This window comes from Mycobacterium sp. 134 (genome assembly GCF_048282715.1).
GTDB lineage: Bacteria > Actinomycetota > Actinomycetes > Mycobacteriales > Mycobacteriaceae > Mycobacterium > Mycobacterium septicum.
Window position 1 is genome coordinate 6,301,620 of record NZ_JBLVUN010000008.1, and the last position, 16,030, is coordinate 6,317,649.

General features: G+C 66.3%; 18 protein-coding genes. 7 read left to right on the plus strand and 11 right to left on the minus strand.

Annotated features, from left to right (window positions below; translation table 11 throughout):
- Positions 1-33: 33 nt before the first annotated feature.
- Positions 34-633 carry a TetR/AcrR family transcriptional regulator gene (locus ACNQVK_RS34935; RefSeq protein WP_418033428.1) on the plus strand — a complete coding sequence of 200 codons (600 nt, stop codon included), beginning with the start codon at positions 34-36 and terminating at the stop codon, positions 631-633.
- Here ACNQVK_RS34935 and ACNQVK_RS34940 read toward each other — a convergent pair.
- Positions 630-1,472, minus strand: a complete 843-nt coding sequence (locus tag ACNQVK_RS34940; protein ID WP_418033430.1) for a PhzF family phenazine biosynthesis protein — start codon at positions 1,470-1,472, stop codon at positions 630-632. The two genes, ACNQVK_RS34935 and ACNQVK_RS34940, sit on opposite strands and share 4 nt — an antisense overlap.
- Before the next feature lie 91 nt (positions 1,473-1,563).
- Here ACNQVK_RS34940 and thiD point away from each other — a divergent pair, with 91 nt between their 5' ends.
- A complete protein-coding gene (gene thiD, locus ACNQVK_RS34945; RefSeq protein ID WP_418033431.1) occupies positions 1,564-2,370 on the plus strand; it encodes a bifunctional hydroxymethylpyrimidine kinase/phosphomethylpyrimidine kinase in 807 nt (268 codons plus the stop codon).
- A gap of 6 nt (positions 2,371-2,376) precedes the next feature.
- Here thiD and ACNQVK_RS34950 read toward each other — a convergent pair whose 3' ends face one another.
- The 3 genes from ACNQVK_RS34950 to ACNQVK_RS34960 form a co-directional block, all read right to left on the minus strand.
- Positions 2,377-3,258 carry an LLM class F420-dependent oxidoreductase gene (locus tag ACNQVK_RS34950; RefSeq protein WP_418033433.1) on the minus strand — a complete coding sequence of 294 codons (882 nt, stop codon included), beginning with the start codon at positions 3,256-3,258 and terminating at the stop codon, positions 2,377-2,379.
- Between the two features lie 83 nt (positions 3,259-3,341).
- Positions 3,342-4,622 carry a DUF4185 domain-containing protein gene (locus ACNQVK_RS34955; protein ID WP_418033435.1) on the minus strand — a complete coding sequence of 427 codons (1,281 nt, stop codon included), beginning with the start codon at positions 4,620-4,622 and terminating at the stop codon, positions 3,342-3,344.
- Complete coding sequence (locus ACNQVK_RS34960; RefSeq protein WP_418033436.1) at positions 4,619-6,655, minus strand: DNA/RNA non-specific endonuclease; 2,037 nt, start codon at positions 6,653-6,655, stop codon at positions 4,619-4,621. The genes ACNQVK_RS34955 and ACNQVK_RS34960 overlap by 4 nt, the downstream gene beginning before the upstream one ends.
- A 153-nt stretch (positions 6,656-6,808) precedes the next feature.
- On the opposite strand from ACNQVK_RS34960, the gene ACNQVK_RS34965 reads away from it, so the two are divergent.
- Positions 6,809-7,441 (plus strand): helix-turn-helix domain-containing protein, encoded by a 633-nt coding sequence (locus tag ACNQVK_RS34965; RefSeq protein ID WP_418033437.1) that lies wholly within the window; start codon positions 6,809-6,811, stop codon positions 7,439-7,441.
- A gap of 1 nt (position 7,442) precedes the next feature.
- Complete coding sequence (locus ACNQVK_RS34970) at positions 7,443-8,114, plus strand: FMN-binding negative transcriptional regulator (protein WP_418033439.1); 672 nt, start codon at positions 7,443-7,445, stop codon at positions 8,112-8,114.
- Here ACNQVK_RS34970 and ACNQVK_RS34975 read toward each other — a convergent pair.
- Both ACNQVK_RS34975 and ACNQVK_RS34980 read right to left on the minus strand, forming a co-directional pair.
- On the minus strand, positions 8,089-8,373 hold the full coding sequence (locus tag ACNQVK_RS34975; RefSeq protein ID WP_418033441.1) for a hypothetical protein: 285 nt from the start codon (positions 8,371-8,373) through the stop codon (positions 8,089-8,091). The two genes, ACNQVK_RS34970 and ACNQVK_RS34975, sit on opposite strands and share 26 nt — an antisense overlap.
- A gap of 96 nt (positions 8,374-8,469) precedes the next feature.
- On the minus strand, positions 8,470-9,051 hold the full coding sequence (locus tag ACNQVK_RS34980; RefSeq protein WP_418033443.1) for a TetR/AcrR family transcriptional regulator: 582 nt from the start codon (positions 9,049-9,051) through the stop codon (positions 8,470-8,472).
- A 117-nt stretch (positions 9,052-9,168) separates the two neighbouring features.
- Here ACNQVK_RS34980 and ACNQVK_RS34985 point away from each other — a divergent pair, with 117 nt between their 5' ends.
- A complete protein-coding gene (locus tag ACNQVK_RS34985) occupies positions 9,169-10,107 on the plus strand; it encodes an SMP-30/gluconolactonase/LRE family protein (protein ID WP_418033445.1) in 939 nt (312 codons plus the stop codon).
- On the opposite strand, the gene ACNQVK_RS34990 is transcribed toward ACNQVK_RS34985, so the two are convergent.
- Both ACNQVK_RS34990 and ACNQVK_RS34995 read right to left on the minus strand, forming a co-directional pair.
- A complete protein-coding gene (locus ACNQVK_RS34990) occupies positions 10,100-10,501 on the minus strand; it encodes a RidA family protein (protein WP_418033446.1) in 402 nt (133 codons plus the stop codon). The two genes, ACNQVK_RS34985 and ACNQVK_RS34990, sit on opposite strands and share 8 nt — an antisense overlap.
- Before the next feature lie 4 nt (positions 10,502-10,505).
- Positions 10,506-10,988: a VOC family protein gene (locus ACNQVK_RS34995; RefSeq protein WP_418033448.1), complete on the minus strand. Its 483-nt coding sequence runs from the start codon at positions 10,986-10,988 to the stop codon at positions 10,506-10,508.
- 79 nt (positions 10,989-11,067) lie between these two features.
- On the opposite strand from ACNQVK_RS34995, the gene ACNQVK_RS35000 reads away from it, so the two are divergent.
- Together ACNQVK_RS35000 and ACNQVK_RS35005 are read left to right on the plus strand one after the other, a co-directional pair.
- Positions 11,068-11,847 carry an SDR family NAD(P)-dependent oxidoreductase gene (locus ACNQVK_RS35000; RefSeq protein WP_418033449.1) on the plus strand — a complete coding sequence of 260 codons (780 nt, stop codon included), beginning with the start codon at positions 11,068-11,070 and terminating at the stop codon, positions 11,845-11,847.
- Positions 11,848-11,929: 82 nt separating this feature from the next.
- Positions 11,930-12,556, plus strand: coding sequence for a hypothetical protein (locus ACNQVK_RS35005; RefSeq protein WP_418033451.1), 627 nt, complete (start codon positions 11,930-11,932; stop codon positions 12,554-12,556).
- A gap of 9 nt (positions 12,557-12,565) precedes the next feature.
- Here ACNQVK_RS35005 and ACNQVK_RS35010 read toward each other — a convergent pair whose 3' ends face one another.
- The 3 genes from ACNQVK_RS35010 to ACNQVK_RS35020 form a co-directional block, all read right to left on the minus strand.
- Positions 12,566-13,543, minus strand: coding sequence for a glycoside hydrolase family 6 protein (locus ACNQVK_RS35010; protein WP_418033452.1), 978 nt, complete (start codon positions 13,541-13,543; stop codon positions 12,566-12,568).
- 63 nt (positions 13,544-13,606) lie between these two features.
- A complete protein-coding gene (locus tag ACNQVK_RS35015; protein ID WP_418033453.1) occupies positions 13,607-14,869 on the minus strand; it encodes a sulfotransferase family protein in 1,263 nt (420 codons plus the stop codon).
- A complete protein-coding gene (locus ACNQVK_RS35020; protein ID WP_418033454.1) occupies positions 14,866-15,975 on the minus strand; it encodes a DUF1214 domain-containing protein in 1,110 nt (369 codons plus the stop codon). The genes ACNQVK_RS35015 and ACNQVK_RS35020 overlap by 4 nt, the downstream gene beginning before the upstream one ends.
- Between the last annotated feature and the right edge of the window lie 55 nt (positions 15,976-16,030).

Consider the following 16,030-nt stretch of genomic DNA (forward strand, 5'->3'; position numbering starts at 1 on the left):
AGATCTGATCGTCTTTCGTGCGACGATCAACGGATGCGCAGGCACGGCTGGTCGGGAGACATTCCCGCCGATGACGACGAAGCCGTCGGTCGCATCATCGGCGCGGCCCGCCAGGCGATCGACGCGCGCGGCACGGTGAGCGTGTCCGAGGTGGCCCAGGCCCTCGGGGTGACACGCCAGACGATCTACCGCTACTTCCCCACGCTCGAGAGCCTCATGGTCGCCACCGCCGTTTCCTCGGTGGACGGGTTCCTCGATCGGCTCGCCGCAGAACTGGGTTCCATCACCGACCCCAGCGAAGCCGTCGTCGAAGGCATCGCCTACACCGCCGAACAGATCCCGCACGACCGCTATCTCAGCCTGGTCTTGCAGCCCGGCAAGGCCAGCGCCTTCACCGCCGGGGTGACGTCGGACCTTGCCATCGAGTTCGGCAAGTCGATCTTGCGGCATTTCGATATCGACTGGGCTGCAGTAGGTTTCGCTGGAGATGCGCTCGATCAGCTGGTCGAGTTCATGCTGCGGACGCTGCAGTCTTTCATCATCGACCCGGGCGGTCCGTCACGCCACGACACCGGACTGCGCACCTACCTGCGGGACTGGGTGGCCCCGGCCGTTGCCGCTCATGCCCGTTAGAGCGTCGCGACACCCTCGAAGCAGGTGGTGGTGGCACCGCCGACCCAGACCGACCCGTCGGGTTCGGCCACCACACTGATCTCGCCGGCCCGGCCGAGCCGCGCCCCCTGCGAGACCCGGTATTCCGCCGGCGCCGCGCCGGTACTGGTCAACCATTGCCCCACCGAGGCATTCATGCTGCCGCACACCGGATCCTCGGGAACTCCGACGCCGGGTGCGAACGTCCGCATTTCGTAGTCGTGCGCCGATCCGGGCGGATACGCGCCGACGAAACCGACCATGGCCGTAGGGATCCTGGCCAGGTCAGGTTCCAGTTCGAGCACACGCTGTGCGCTGTCCAGCACGAGGACCGCCCATCCGGGTCCGTTGTCCGCCCACTGGTGTGCGAGCACATCGGTGCGTGCCACCCCGAAGGCTTCGACGATCTCATCCAGATACTCGTCGTCGAGAGACCCCGACCGCAGCGTCGGTGGCGCCTGGAAGTACAACTCGCCGTCGCGCTGCCGGATCTCCACGAGTCCGGCACCGCATTCCTGCACGACGTGTCCCTGACGCCGGGGCTGCCCGCCGTGTCCGAGCCAGGCGTGCGCGGAGCCGAGTGTGGGGTGCCCGGCGAAAGGCAGTTCGCTGCCAGGAGTGAATATCCGTAGGCGGTAATCGGCCTCGGGCCTCGTCGGCGGCAGCACGAACGTCGTCTCCGACAGGTTGGTCCAGCGCGCAAGCCGTTGCATCGCAACGTCGTCGAGGCCTTCGCTGTCGAGTACGACCGCGACGGGGTTGCCGAGGTACGGGGTTCGGGAGAACACGTCGACCTGGGCGAATGCACGATGACGGGGCATGGTCCTCCCACCTCTGAAGAGCGCAGCAACGTACGCCAGTATCCGCCGAGTTCATGTCGGGCGCTCACAGCTCAGGCGTACGCTCACCCACGTGGTCGATCTCTCGTATGTCATCGCCGGGTCCGAAGCCACCGGCGGCGCCGGCCTCCAGGCCGACCTGCGCACCTTTCAGGAGCTCGGCACCTACGGCGTGGGCACCGTGACCTGCATCGTGTCGTTCGACCCCAAAGCCGACTGGGGCCACCGGTTCGTGCCCGTCGATCCACAGGTCATCGCCGATCAGATCGAGGCGGCGACGTCGGCGTACGACCTCGATGTCGTCAAGATCGGCATGCTCGGCACCCCCGCAACGATCGACGTCGTCGCAGGCGCGCTTGCCGGCCAAACCTGGCGGCACATCGTCGTCGACCCCGTCCTGATCTGCAAAGGGCAGGAACCCGGCGCCGCGCTCGACACCGACACCGCACTGCGCCGTCAGATCCTGCCACTGGCGAACGTCGTCACCCCGAACCTGTTCGAGGCGCGCACCCTCGCCGGGATGGACGCCATCTCTTCGATCGACGACCTCGTCGAATCGGCCCGACGCATCGCCGACCTCGGCCCCCGCTATGTCCTCGTGAAGGGCGGCGTCGAGTTTCCCGGTGACGACGCGGTGGACGTCCTGTTCGACGGCAACGACGCCGAGATCCTGCGCGCACCGAAGGTCGGACACGCCCGCGTCGCGGGCGCGGGATGCACTCTGGCAGCAGCGATCACCGCCGAGCTGGCCAAGGGTGCCGGCGTCCCGGAGGCGGTGCGCCTGGCCAAGGACTTCACCACCGCCGGAATCGTCGATCGGATCAGCGGTAACGCACCGTTCGACACCGTGTGGCAGGGTGCGCGCGGCACGACTCGCTGATACCGGTCACCCCGGCGCGATTCCCAAAGCCCCGGCGAGGGTTTCGTAGATTCCGAACGCGTCGTCGTCATACACCTGGAGCAGAACCTCGGGCATCTGCGGGTGCGGCGCCGAATGCTCGCCCACCACCTGGATCTGCACGTGATTCGCCCCGGCCGCGAGATGCTCGCGCAATCCGCGCGCGACCGTCGCCGCGTCACCGTGGACAGCCAGCTGGTCGATCAACCGATCGCTCCCCTCGCCGGCCAGATCCTCATCCGTGAAGCCGAGTCGCCGTAAGTTGTTGGTGTAGTTCACCAATCCGAGATACGGGTGCTTGATCCGCGGACGGGCGAGAGCACGCGCCCGTTCAGGGTCGGACTCGACAACCACCTTCTGTTCGGGTGCCAGTATCCGCTGCGGCCCCAACGCCACCCGTGCGCGCCGGGTGTGCTCGGGCGTGACGAGGTAGGGCACCGACCCGGCAGCGCGCTCGCCAGCCAGGGCGAGCATCTTCGGGCCGAGTGCGGCCAGCGCCCTCTTCTCTCGGGGCAACCCGTGCTGATCGAGCGCATCGAGGAACCCGTTCAGCGCGGCCATCGGGGTGCGGTAGTCGCCAACCTGTTCAGGGTGGCCCACTCCGATGCCCAGCAGCAGGCGGTCCGGATATGACCGTTCGATCCGCCGGTATGCTGCCGCCAACGTAGCCGCATCACCGCGGTAGATGTTGTAGATACTGCTGGCCACCACCAATTGGTCCGTGGCGGCCAGCAGTTCGTCGATCCCCGACAGATCCGGCTCAGGGCCGCCCAACCACAAGGTCGTGTAGCCCAGGGCCTCGATCCGCTTGGCCATTTCGGGTGTTGTGGCATAGGCCGGTTGCCAGACACCGAACTCACCGAGATTCACTGCACACCTCCAGTCGCACGCTGATACCTCACGAGCGTGGCTCGAGAAAAATGGACCATCAAGTCCAAACCGAGCGCAGATCCCTACAGGTTTCTCGGGTCGGCCGGGTTGCGGACCGCTGCGGTGGTGTCTGCGAGGGTGGCCCGGAACTGCATCACCCGATAGGGATATCCGGTGTCGGTGTTCCATTGCGAGACAACCAGGCCTGTGCCGCCGACGACGTCGAGTTGCGCGCCCGGCAGGACGTATCCGCCGTAGAGCTGCGCCACTGCGCCATCGGTATGGTCCTCCTGCTCCCACGTCGTGCCGACCACCGGTGTCTGGATCGGGGTCTGATGGAGGTTCGCCGTCGGCGAGGCGATGACGCGGTAGCCGAGCGCGTACTGCGACGCCAGGAAGCCGCCGAGCACCCACTTTCCGGGCGCCAGGCGCCGCAGCGTCAGTTCCCCCCAGTGCTCGTCCGCGGGAGTGATCGGTGTCGGCTCATTGCCCCATCCCCAACGCTGACCATCCCAGCCCCATCCGACGTATCGGGTGTTGTCACCGATGCCGTCGGGCCGTACGCGCCGCAGGATGATGCCCTTGTCTCGTTGAAAACCGGTGGATACCACGTAGACCCACCCGTCGTCAGGTTCGTGGTCCCACGACCAGCACTGGGCCTGGCCGTGGTGCAGGTCGGCGGCGAACTTCGCCTTCTCCCCCATGTGGCGCCAGGTGATCCCATTGTCGGTCGAGGACCAGATCTCGGTCCAGATGACGTTCGGGAAGCCACGATTGACGATGGCGTGCAGATACAGGGTGTCGTCGACACGCAGCAGGTCCGAGGGCAGCACGGTGCTGATTCCTCCGTGGCTCCATCCGGTGCTGGGATTGTCGTGGATGTAGAACCACAGTTGTTGCGCGAAGTTCGGATCGGACCCGCCGGCATGTTCATAGCGGATGGGGTGTTGCGCGTCGCCGGAGCCGATGAGTACCACCGGAGCCCGCCACAGGCCTTGTCCGACGTGCACACCCGAGAATGTGTCGCCGAACACCGAGGCCAGGGTGCCGTTCGGAGCCAGCACCGATGCGCCGAGATCGGTTGCGGTGACACCCCATCGGTCGGTGATTCCGACGCCGGTGACGTCGGCGAGCTTTACCCCGCGCCGGGCGGGTGGCTGCACGGGGGCGGCGGCCAACTGAGCATGCGAACGCCGGCCGTTGGTGGCGTTCTTCCAGCGGGACAGCGTCGACCGGCTGATACCGGTGTCCGCCGCTATCGCCGCGACGGCCTCACCGGAGTTCATCCGATGCACGGCTTTCCGACGCACCTCGACCGAGTAGCGGCCGCCCGCCCGGTCGACGTCTTCCTTGGTGACACTCACCAGCCGGCCTCATCCAGCGAGCCCAGCGGGGGTGCAACCGCCTCGAGTCCCACCGTCATGGTGTCGTGATCGCGCAGCGCTCCGAACGACAGCCCCGAAAGCCGCTCGATGTCAGCGACGGACTTCTGGAACATGACGACTTTGTCGATTTCGGTGAAGGATTCGGTGTCGGAGCCGAAGGCCGCGTCCAACGCCGCGTTCTGATCGGCCAAGAACGCGGTGGCACGGAGATTGCCGTCCTCGGCACTGACCCGAACGACGATCTTCCAGAACTGCCGCGGCACATTGACACCCCGGTACAACGGATCGTTGCTGCCGAACACCGGACCGGTGATCACGGTGATCTGCCGCTTCTCGGCGCCGGCGTTGTCGAGCGCGTAGTTCTCGATCCGGGCCCATAGGTGCTGGTTGAATGCCGAGATCTGGGGGCAGCAGTTGGCGAAGTGGAATGTGTCGTCGGCGGCCTGTTTTGCCGCAACCGGACTGCCCCAGGCCGGATCGAGGCGGCGCACCATGTGGCCACGGTCGAACAACCGCGGCTTCTGCCGCTCGAACACATCCTGGTCGAGCTGCTGCTCGGGTCGCAGGCGCGGATCGACGTACCAGGTCTCCACCGCCTCGACCTCTCCCGTCGTGCGGTTGATCTTGCGCAATCGGCGGCCGTCGATGTTGACGATGGTGAACAGCGGCATCCGCCGGTCAGCCCGGATCACCAGGCTGAAGTGGTGGTAACGCAGCACCGCGTTGGCCGTCGATCGCCTGAGGCCCTTCGGAACTGCGCACTGCGCCAGCAACTTCGCCGGGATGGACGGAACGGCGACGGCTTTGGACAAGAACTCCGGGTCGTAGCCCGAGCGGTTGCTGTAGTCCGGGTTCGGTGCGTCATTACGTTCGAGGATCGGTGGTTGGGCAGCGCCTGACGCTTCATCGGTGGTGCTGACAACCGGCGCCGACGAAGTGAGGCCGGGGACGTGGCCGGTGATGGTCAGTCTCGGCAGGAACAAGTCGGCAGTCACCACCGACGGTGACGCGCCGACAACGCTGACCTGACCCGGCACGGTCGCCGCTGCCTCCAACGGGGTAGCGGCAGCCGGGGGGTTGAGCGCTTCGGCGAGCAGATCCCTTACCCCGGCGGGCAATTGGTCGTGGCGGGCACGGAGCGCGTCGACGATCGCGCTGATCCGGATGCCCTCATTGCAATCGTCCGGCACGGGCTGACCGGTTTCGAGTTCGGTGTCGTTGTGGCCGCCGCCCGCGTGATGCAGGGCGACCAGCACGAATTGATCGTTGAACACCGGGCTGCCGCTCGAGCCGTGCAGCGTGTCGGCGGCGTAGTAGAGCGTGACACCCTTCTTACCGCGGCCGATGACCCGGTTCTCCCGTAGGGCGATCTGTTTGTAGTCGGCGTCGGGGTGTTCGATGATCGTGACGTGGTCGCCTTCGGCGTGTTTGTCCCGCGCCGATGACATTGCGCTCCAACCGAAATCGGGCAGATTTGCGCTCCCCGCCGTGCGGGGTCCGACCGCGATCAGCGATACGTCGAGTTCGTTCTCGTCGCTGGTCCAGAAGAACGTCGCCGGGTCGAGCCGAAACTCCGTGACCGCCGCGGGCACATCATCGATGTCGAGTTGGTAGTTGAACTGGATCGAGGTCGATGCGGCGCTCGCCATGTCGGCGATGACATGGTTGTTCGTCATGAACAACCGCGGCGACACCATCACCCCGGTACCCAGCGGCCGGCGCTGTCCGTCGATGACGCGCGCCACCGCCCGCGCGGTCAACCTCGCCATTTCGACGTAGTAAATCGGCACGAAGTCGGTCGTCGGGCCGATGATCTTCCTCAGTTCACCCCGCACCTGCGGCTTGACCAGCGCAGCCACCTTGTCCTTGCCGGACTGCGGGAGGCCCTTGAGCAGATCAAGGTCGCCGTCGACCACCTTGTTGATCTGCGTTGAGGTCAGGTCACCGGCAGTGATCGCAGCAACGCGGCGAACCAACCGGCCGTGGTCGGGTTCCATGAACACGTTGGACATAACGCCTACCTCGGTTGCGTCGGGATATCGCGGCTTCCAGTCTTTTCCCTGCTGGTCATCTGCACACGCGTAGGCGACTACTCGATTCCGCAGGCCAGTGGCACGAGAGCGACAGCGGTTTTCATCGCACTTCTAGTGCGATATGTTGCACTCATGGATGAGGCCGCGGCCAAACTGGCCACCGCGATCGGCGCCCGCGTGAAACAGGAACGCGTGGCCCGGGGCTGGACGCTGGATCAGCTTGCCGCCGCCGCATCGGTCAGCCGGCGCATGGTCATCAGCGTCGAGCACGGCGAGGTCAACCCCAGCGTCGGAACCCTGCTGCGGCTCAGCGACGCGCTGGGGGTCGGACTGCCCGCCCTGGTAGAGCCGCCGGAGGCCCGCACGGTGAAGGTCACCCGCGCCGGTGACGGCGCACAGCTGTGGACCGGTGACGCCGGTGGCCGCGGTGTGCTGGTGGCCGGCACCACCCCGCCGGATGTCGTCGAACTGTGGGACTGGTCGCTGGGCCCAGGCGATCGTCACGCCAGTGAGGCGCACGCCGCCGGCACGGAGGAGCTGATTCACGTGCTCGACGGCGCGATCACCGTCGAGGTCGACGACCAGGCACTCACCCTGCAGACCGGGGACGCGGTGTCCTTCCCCGGCGACGTCGACCACGCCTACGCCAACCCGCACGACGTCTCCGCGCGGTTCTCCCTGACCGTGTTCGAACCCGGTGTCGGGACCCCCGTCGTCCGACCGGACGCGTCACCCTCATCCGCTCACCGTCGGCAAGGAGACTGACATGTTGATCCACCCATGGGACGCCGCCCTCGACGAGGCCGAATGGCAGAACTGGCTGGCCGGCACCGATCGATTCGGCGTCCTTGCGGTCAACAACCTCGACCCGGCTTCCGCACCGCTGATGGTGCCCACCCACTTCACCCACGCCGGCGGTGAACTGCTACTGCATCTGGCCCGGCCCAACCCGGTCTGGCCGCACCTGGAGGCCGCCACCGAGGTACGCCTGACAGTGATCGGTGACTACGCGTTCATCCCCACCTACTGGCGCGCCAAGGCCGGCGGCCCCGATGAGGACGGGGTTCCGACGAGCTACTATTCATCGGTTCAGTTCGTCTGCCGCCCAACAATTTTGGATGAACCCGAGGACAAGGCCCGGATTCTGGCCGCTCAGCTCGCCGACTTCCAGCCCGAAGGCCGCCATGCCACCGTCGCCGTGGCCGAAGACCCGTACGGACGCATGCTGCCCGGTATTCGCGGCATACAACTGGAGGTGCTGCGGGTGGAGGCCAAGTTCAAGTACGACGATGCCAACCCGATCGAGCATCGCGAGCGGGTCATCGGAAACCTCGAACAGCGCGGGCATGGCCTGGACAGCGCCGCCGCAGCCCAGCAGCGCCGACGTCTGGCCGCGATCGGCGACTGGAAACTCAGGCGGAAGGAAAACGGAAGATGAGGGCGTCGAGAAGGCGCCTCACCTCGTTGAGTCGCGTGCGCACCGCGGTCTGATGATGATGTGCTCCGGGGCGCCCGGCCCTGACCCGGTCGTCGATCCGTGCCAATTGTGACTGGAGGTCAGCCATTTCGGCCTCCAGAAGTGCGATGAACGCCTGTGCCTGACGCACATCGGCGCTGGCCCGCGGAGCCAGGTTCACCACCGGTGCAGGCGCGGCCACCGGCCGAAGCCAGAGTGGATCAACAGGTTCTGCCGTCATCGCCCTACGGTCCCAGCACCCCTCGGCGATCCAGTTTCCCGGCCGTATCCGTCCGGTAAGGAGCTGTTCACACCGGCGTCAGGCGGTGTGTGAGTTCTACCGGAGCAGCGCACTGGCAATGTCGGCGAAGTGCTTTCGCACCGCCGCCTCGTCCATGTCGAGGATGAGCTGCGAGATTGCCCCGTCATAGACCGTGACCAGCGCCCGCGCCATCTCGTCCGGCGTGGGTAGCGACGCCGGAAGGTCCGGTGCCCGATCGCGGATGTGGTCGGCGAGCATGCGGGCGAAGCCCTCGCGCATCTGCGACCGTTCTGTCGCGAGTTCCAGCTGCACCTCTGGTCGGCGTGCGGCGTACAGGACAAAATCTGTGTTGATCAGCAGCCAGTCCCGGTCGATCGGCAGACCCTGCGCCCAGGCCTGGATCGTGGCCTCGACCGTGTTGAACGGTTCGGCAGCCAGGAATCTGATGGTGTACTCGGCGGCCTGACGTGACTGCTCGCGATAAAGAGCAAGGAACAATTCATCGAGAGTTCCGAAGTTCGAGTAGAACGCCCCCTTGGTATACCCCGAAGCCTGACAGATGTCGTCGATCCTGGTGCGCCCGAAACCTTTTGAGGCAAACACCGAGAACGCGGCTTCCAGCAGCCGCTGACGGGTCTCGACGCGTCGGCGCGTCATCGGCCGTGACTGTTCGACCGATCGACCGTCTTCCTTTTCCACGGGTTCATGATACCTTTTGGCATCCGATACCAAAAGGTATCAAACTTGGGGCGGGAATGACTGAGGGGTGACTTGATGCTGCAGAAGACAATTGGCGCCGCGGCATGCGCCATCGCGATGCTTTTCGTGGCGGCTACGCCGACCGCGAGCGCAACGCCCGGCGCGGACGCTCGGACGGGTGTCTGCCAGCGTTGGCAGATCACCACTGTGGCCAGCGGGCTCGGCGCTCTGGAGAACCTCGAACCGGACGGCCGCGGCGGGTTCTACCTGAGCGCGATCAACGACGGTCGACTGCTTCACGTCGATGACCAGGGAAACAGCAGCACGGTGTTGTCTGGCCTCGACCATCCAGCGGGCCTGCGTCTTTCGGGCAACAGCCTGTACTTCCTGACCGGAAACAACCCCGGTACGGCGCGCGGCACGCTGCAACGCCTGGACGTGCACACAGGTGAATCGACGACGTTGCTCACCGGGCTGCCCGCGCCGAATGGTCTGCTGTTCCTGCCGGACGGTGATCTGATCTTCTCGCAACTGACCGTCCCGCCCCGGGGAATCGACCGCTACAGCCCCGCCACCGGACGGCACACAAAGTCCTGGTCCGGCACCCCGTTACCCAACGGACTCGCACTGACTCCCGACCGCAGCGCGCTCTATACCGAGAATGTAGCCCTGTCAACAGTTTTGCGGCTCCCACTCGACAAGCCGAACGCCACCTCGACCGTGGCACGGTTACCCGGGCTGATCGCCGGCTCCGACGACATGCAGGCCACCCGTGACGGAACGTTGTACGTAGCCGGAGATACCGCAGGCGAGGTCTACGCCGTGAACACCGACACCGGCCGCATCTGCACGATAGCCAAAGGACTCAGCCAACTTTCCGTGCCGCCCAACGGACCGACCTCGGTGCGGGTCGCGCCGGGCCCCGACGGCAATGCCCTATATGTCACGGCCATCGACGGCAAACTGCGTCGGCTGCAGCCCCCGGCCGGGACCGACCTTGTGCCGGTCACTTGACCGGCAGCACCGCGATCGCCTCGATCTCGACGAGTTGATCGGGGTACCCCAGGACCGTGACGCCCATTAGCGTGCTCGGTGGCCGATGCTCGGCAAAGCCAGACACCACTTCATTCCACGCCACAGCGAGATCGTCGCGCCGGCTGCTCGCGACATAGATCGTCGTCTTCACCACATCAAGCAGCTCGGCACCGCACTCCTGCAACGTAATCCGGAGATTGCCCACCGCCTGGCGGGCCTGGGCCGCAACATCGCCGGGAGCGACAACCCGGCCCTGATCGTCGAGCGGACACGCGCCCGCGGTGAAGATCAGGTCGGATCCGTGCGTGATCGCGGCGTAGGCATAGGGCACACCAGCGAACAGCCGGGCGCCATGCACCAACTCGACGGCCATGACATCAGGGCCCGGGCGTGATCGATGTGCCGCGGTGCATCTCATAGCTGCTGCGGGCACCGCCGGGGAACTCGACGAATTCCACCGCGGTGCCGTCAGGATCGTTGACGAAGAACATGCGGACCCGGTCGATGGGGAACGGCTCCTGAACGGGCTGGAAGCCGGCGTCGATCACGGCGCGGTAGGTGGCGTCGAGATCGGTGACCGACAATGCGATGTTCTGATTGCCGACGATGCCCCGTTTCCCCGGTCCAGGCGGGGTCGACGCTCCGAGACTGAGAAGTTCGAGCATGACTCCGCCGACCACGCCCCCGACAACACGGCCCTCTGGCTGGCGTGACGAGTGCAGGACCGCATTGAACGGCTCACCCGAAATCAACTGGTCGAACACCACATCCATGCCCAACAGGCCACGGTAGAAACCAAGGGCCCGATCCATGTCGGTCACGCCGACGACCAGATGGCAAAAACGTAGGTCACTCAACATGGTGTTCCTCGACTTCCTCGTCAGCGCTTGATCATATGAGTTAGCGTGCCAAATCTGGCCGAATCCGAAAGGCAGCTCCATGTCCACCTACAGCCATCCGCACTCACTGGACGGCCACGTCGCGATCGTCACTGGAGCGGCCCGTGGTGTCGGCAAAGGCATCGCCACCGCGTTGTTGTCCCGTGGGGCCCGTGTACTGGTGACCGATATCCTCGACGAGGTATTGGCAAACACCACAGCGGAATTCACCGACGCCGGATTCGAGGTGGCATCTGTGGTGGCGGACCTGCGTGACGCCGGCAGCGCCCAGCGGATCGTCGACGCGGCGCTCGAGGCGTTCGGCACGGTGGACGGACTGGTCAACAATGCCGTCGCCAGCTCCGGACCGATACCGTTCGTCGACATCCCCGCAGATGAATACGAGCGGGTTCACGACACCGGGCCACGGGCAACGTTCCGGCTGATGCAGACGATTCACCCCGTCATGGTCAAGGGCGGCGGCGGATCCATCGTCAACCTCGGCTCGGCTGCGGGCACGGTGGGCACGCATTCATTCGGCGCGTATGCCGGCGCCAAGGAAGCGATTCGCGGCATGTCCAAGGTGGCCGCACTGGAATGGGGCGTCGACCGGATCCGGGTCAACGTGGTTTGCCCGCTCGCCGAAACCGACGGCCTGAAAGTGTTGCGCGACATGGCGCCCAAGCAGTACGAGGCAGTAGTCAGAAGCACCTCACTCAAGCGAATCGGCGATCCCACCACCGACATCGGTGCCGTCGTCGCCTTCCTGATCGGCGACGACTCCGCCTATCTCACCGGGCAGACACTTCTCGTCGACGGCGGGGCCGGTTCGTTCCGCTAGCCGCAATCGCCGCCAAACCGCTGGTCACCCTTGTAGGTTCGAATTTGCCGATGAAAGCACGAGCCAATAAGGAGGAAGACCAATGACGAAACATTTCGGGAGCTCGTTCTCCCGCCGCACGTTCATCCGCGGTGCCGCCTTGACGGTGCCCGTCGTCGGCGCTGCGGTACTCGCACCAATTGCCTTGGCAGCACCTCAGGAATGCGGTGATCCATCCGGCAAAGTCGGCAATTGCGCGGCTCAACTACCGCAGCAGTTCACTTCGACAAGTTTCAGCACGACAGCAATTGCCGGCGGCACGAACTACTCAATCCTGTTCAGCACGAACATCCGACGGGGTCCGCTCATCCCTTCGGGCACCACGGGCTATCGCATCAGAAGCGTCAGCGTGTCCGGCACGAAGCTCGACGGCGCCCCGTTCTATCTCACGCCGGGGATCGGTGAGGTCGGCCCGCGGCTGCTCAATGCCCTGTCCGCCTCGTCGTTGGGTTTCGCCCTCGATGTGCCGTGGGACGCCAACCAGCTCGTGCGTTCGTTCCTCTACACCTACGACGTCGAGTTCCTCACCGGCCTGACGGTCAATCAGACCTGCCGCTACACGACGACGATGACGCTCGCCGACAACGGGATGACGCTCGGCGGCGTCGGCTCGGTCAACTTCTCCACGCCGATGCTCGCCGAGTGCGAGACTGCCCCGCCGCCCCAGTAGCTCTTTCGGCTAGCCGTGCGCCTTGCGCACCAGGTCGATGGCGTACTGGTTGACGAAGGTGCCCGCGGACGCCTCGCCCGTACCGCACGCGCCGTCGGACTCGCCGGGGCGCTTGACCCAGAGGAACGCGTCGACGTTTCCGTTCCCGGTCGCCGTGGTGGGCGCCGCGCCGAGGGCCCGGCCGCTGGGGTTGCACCAGTACATCTCGCCCTCGGCAGGCCCGGCACCGTTGCGCGACGTGTCGATGACGTAGGGCTTTCCACCCGTCCCGCCCGAGATGGCATCGCCGTAGCCGATTTCCTCTTCGGTGGTGAAGAAGTTGGCGGTGTTGAGGCTGAAGCCGCGCGCCTTGGCCACACCGACCCGGTTGAGCCGGTTCGCCATTTCACCGGCGGCCGTCCACCGCGAGTGGCCCGCGTCGACGTACAGCGCGGTGCCCGGGTTGCGGGTCAGCGTGTCGACGGCGTAGCTCATCAGGTTGTAGCGTTCCTCGCGCTGATCGCCCGACAGGCAGTCGGCCATCGCGAGGGCATCGGGTTCGAGGATGACCGCGGCCGGCCCGCCGCCGATGGCGGCGGCGACGCCGTCGATCCAGCCTTTGTAGGCCGCGGCCGACCCGAAGCCACCTGCCGCGTAGCTCCCGCAGTCGCGATGCGGGATGCCGTACAGCGCCAGGATCGGCATGGTGCCCGCAGCCTGCGCCGCGGCGATGTACTTCGCATCCACCGCGGGGCTGGAGACGTTGTCCATCCAGTACGCCGTGGGCGTGTTGGCGATCGCCTGCAGCTCGGGGCTCGGGTCGCCCTGAGCGGCGCGCGCGGCCTTCGACGAGGGGTTGACGTAGAACGAGTGCCCCTCCAGCGGGTTGCCGTCACTCGCCAGACGCACCGTCTGCGCCGGCTCGGCGGCAAGACCCGCGCCGACCACGGAGGCAACTGTGAGAAAAGGGACGATCAACCGTGCGACTGCGCCAGCAGCTGAGGACATCACCTCAGGGAAAGTAATGGCGCGACGCGATAAGCGCCAGTCGCTGCCCGCCGCGACGGCGCGTCAGGACGGGGCGCGGCCGGCACCGGACGTGTCGAGCGCCTGCGTGTAGAAGCGCATACGCTCGCGCAACTCGTCGGGGTTGATGCCGAAATCCTCGGGCTGATAGCGGTGTCTGCCCTTGCCGTCGCGCGGCTGGGCGCGGTGGTGTTCGGCGAGCATTCCGGCGATGTCCGGCGGCTCCATCTGTGTTGCGGCGTAGATCCGACGCACCGTTGCCTCGGGGTCGGCGACCAGGTCGGAGTACTGGATGTCCAGCCAGTTCGCGGTGGACGCCCCGGCCCGGGCGGTGACGGCGCGCCGCAGCCACAGTTCGGTCTGTTCAGTTTGAAATCGGCCCACGTCCGCCCCGTCGACGTGGTCGCTGTAGGTGGATCGGTACGTCGCGAACAGGCTCGCGCCGGAGGCGACGGTCTCCACGATGTCGCGGTGCAACTGCACGATGCAGGCGCCCGGATACGTCGCGACCACATGGCTGAGCTCTGCGGTGTGTGCCGGTGCCTTGAGGACCCAGCGGCGTCCGTCGCCGGCGTCGAGGATCTGCAGCATCCGACGGTGCTGCCCGTATTCGGGTGCGAAATCCTGACCGGCCAGCCACGTCGCGTAGCTGTCCAGCCGGGTCGTGGCGGTGAACCCCCAATTGCGCAGCGTGGTGCCCATGCCGAGCACACACTCCTCGGGCAGGTGCGGCCCCGAGTCGTGCACGACCGCCATCATCGGATTGAGGACGTGCAGCATGTACTGGCCGGCCGCAGCTGCCTCCAGGCGCCGGTCGCGCTCGCCGGAGTCGAGGTCCCCGGGCAGTCGCCACGGCGCGCCCAACTCGGCGGGCAACGGTGCCCGCAACCGGGGATCACGGTCGAGCAGCCGAAAAAGGAAGGTAGTGCCCGTGCGCCAGCCCCCGGTGATGATGATCGGCGGCAGCAGCGGCCGATCATCGGTCGCGGGGTGCTCCTGCAGATACCGGGCGATGGCGAGCCGGGCGGCCAGCCGGCCGGCTGCCGTTCGCTGCGCGGTCAGCGCTCCGAGCGCGTTGAGCCGTCCGTCTTCCTCCGCTGATGCGAGGTACTGCTCCAGTCCCGGACGCCACTGGCCGGGGGCACCGAGCACGCCGGCGCCCGCACCGCGGGTGCCGCGGTCGATGACGATGTCGACAGCGTCGGCGCCGAGCCGGTACCGGTCAGGACGGACGGCCCGGTCCTCTTCGGCCGCCGCGTACGCCTGGCGCGCCTCCGATGTGCGGACGGGTGCGGTCCATCCGGTCATGAGCGCTCCGCCAGGTCAGCCAGACGGACGACGCGCGTCGAGGGCACGGCCGGCTGCTGCTCGGGTTGCAGGAAACGCATGACGATCATTCCGAACCCGCGGCCCTCACTGTCGATCCAATCGCCTGCTGCCGGGCCGGGATCGGTGGCCGAAACAACGAATCGGAAGTGTCTGCCGTCGAGGTTCGCGGTGGCGCCGGTATAGGACACCCGCCGATGGCGGTAGTCCAGCGAGTTGAGAAATCGACTGTACGCCAGGATGTTCCAGTACCGACATGGCACCAGTGCGCCCTCGATGAGCAGCGCTTCATCAGGGTCCAGCTGCCAGCCGCCGCGCAGGTAGTGGATGGCCGGCTCGGTGAACACCGCGCCACCGGCCATCTCGGTCCAGTGCCGCAGCTGGTTCGGTGTCTCGCGGTCCGCAGCCGCGGCCGCGTTCCAGATGCGGGGCAGGTGCGTCAGGGCGGCCGAAGCCCTGGCCAGCTGCTTGCCGAACCGCACCGGATCGATCGGTGCCGACACCGGGGGTTCCTCGACCGGCTCGATATCGCACCCGCCGGGACGATCGGTCTGCACGTCATTGTGGAAATGCCGCACCCAGATCACGCCGGCACGCTCAGGCAGGGTCAGCCAGTCACCGGCCTGCGGTCGTTCACCGCCGACCGCCACCTCGTATCCCCCGTCAGCATCGAAAGTGATTGCATCACTGTCGATACGGGCGGTTGCCTGGGTGTCACGCCCGCCGGTGCCGTACACGGTGATCGACACGTATGCCGCGTCTCCTCGATTCCCGCGGATCCGGTATCGGCCATCGGGGCGAACATCGGCGACCCAGTACTGAAAGTCTGGATTGTCCATCAGGAACTTCTGGCGCCAGCCGTTGAACGCGATGAGATCGGGCTTGTCTCGATCGACTTCGAAGCGTCCCAGTTGATTCGACAGTGCCCGAAGCAGAGCGCGGAAGCCATCCACGCGCTCGGTTTCCGGAAGGCCGGCGGTATCGCCGGCGAGTTGCTCACCCGCCGTTCGCAATCCGTCGACGAAGGTGTTCCAGGCCGCCACTTCGGCACGGGGTTCTCCTGCGGCGCTATCGCCGGGCGCGGTCACGATGCATCCCCCTCACCAATTCCGGAAGCATGCGCTTCCGAAATTGGATGGTGCC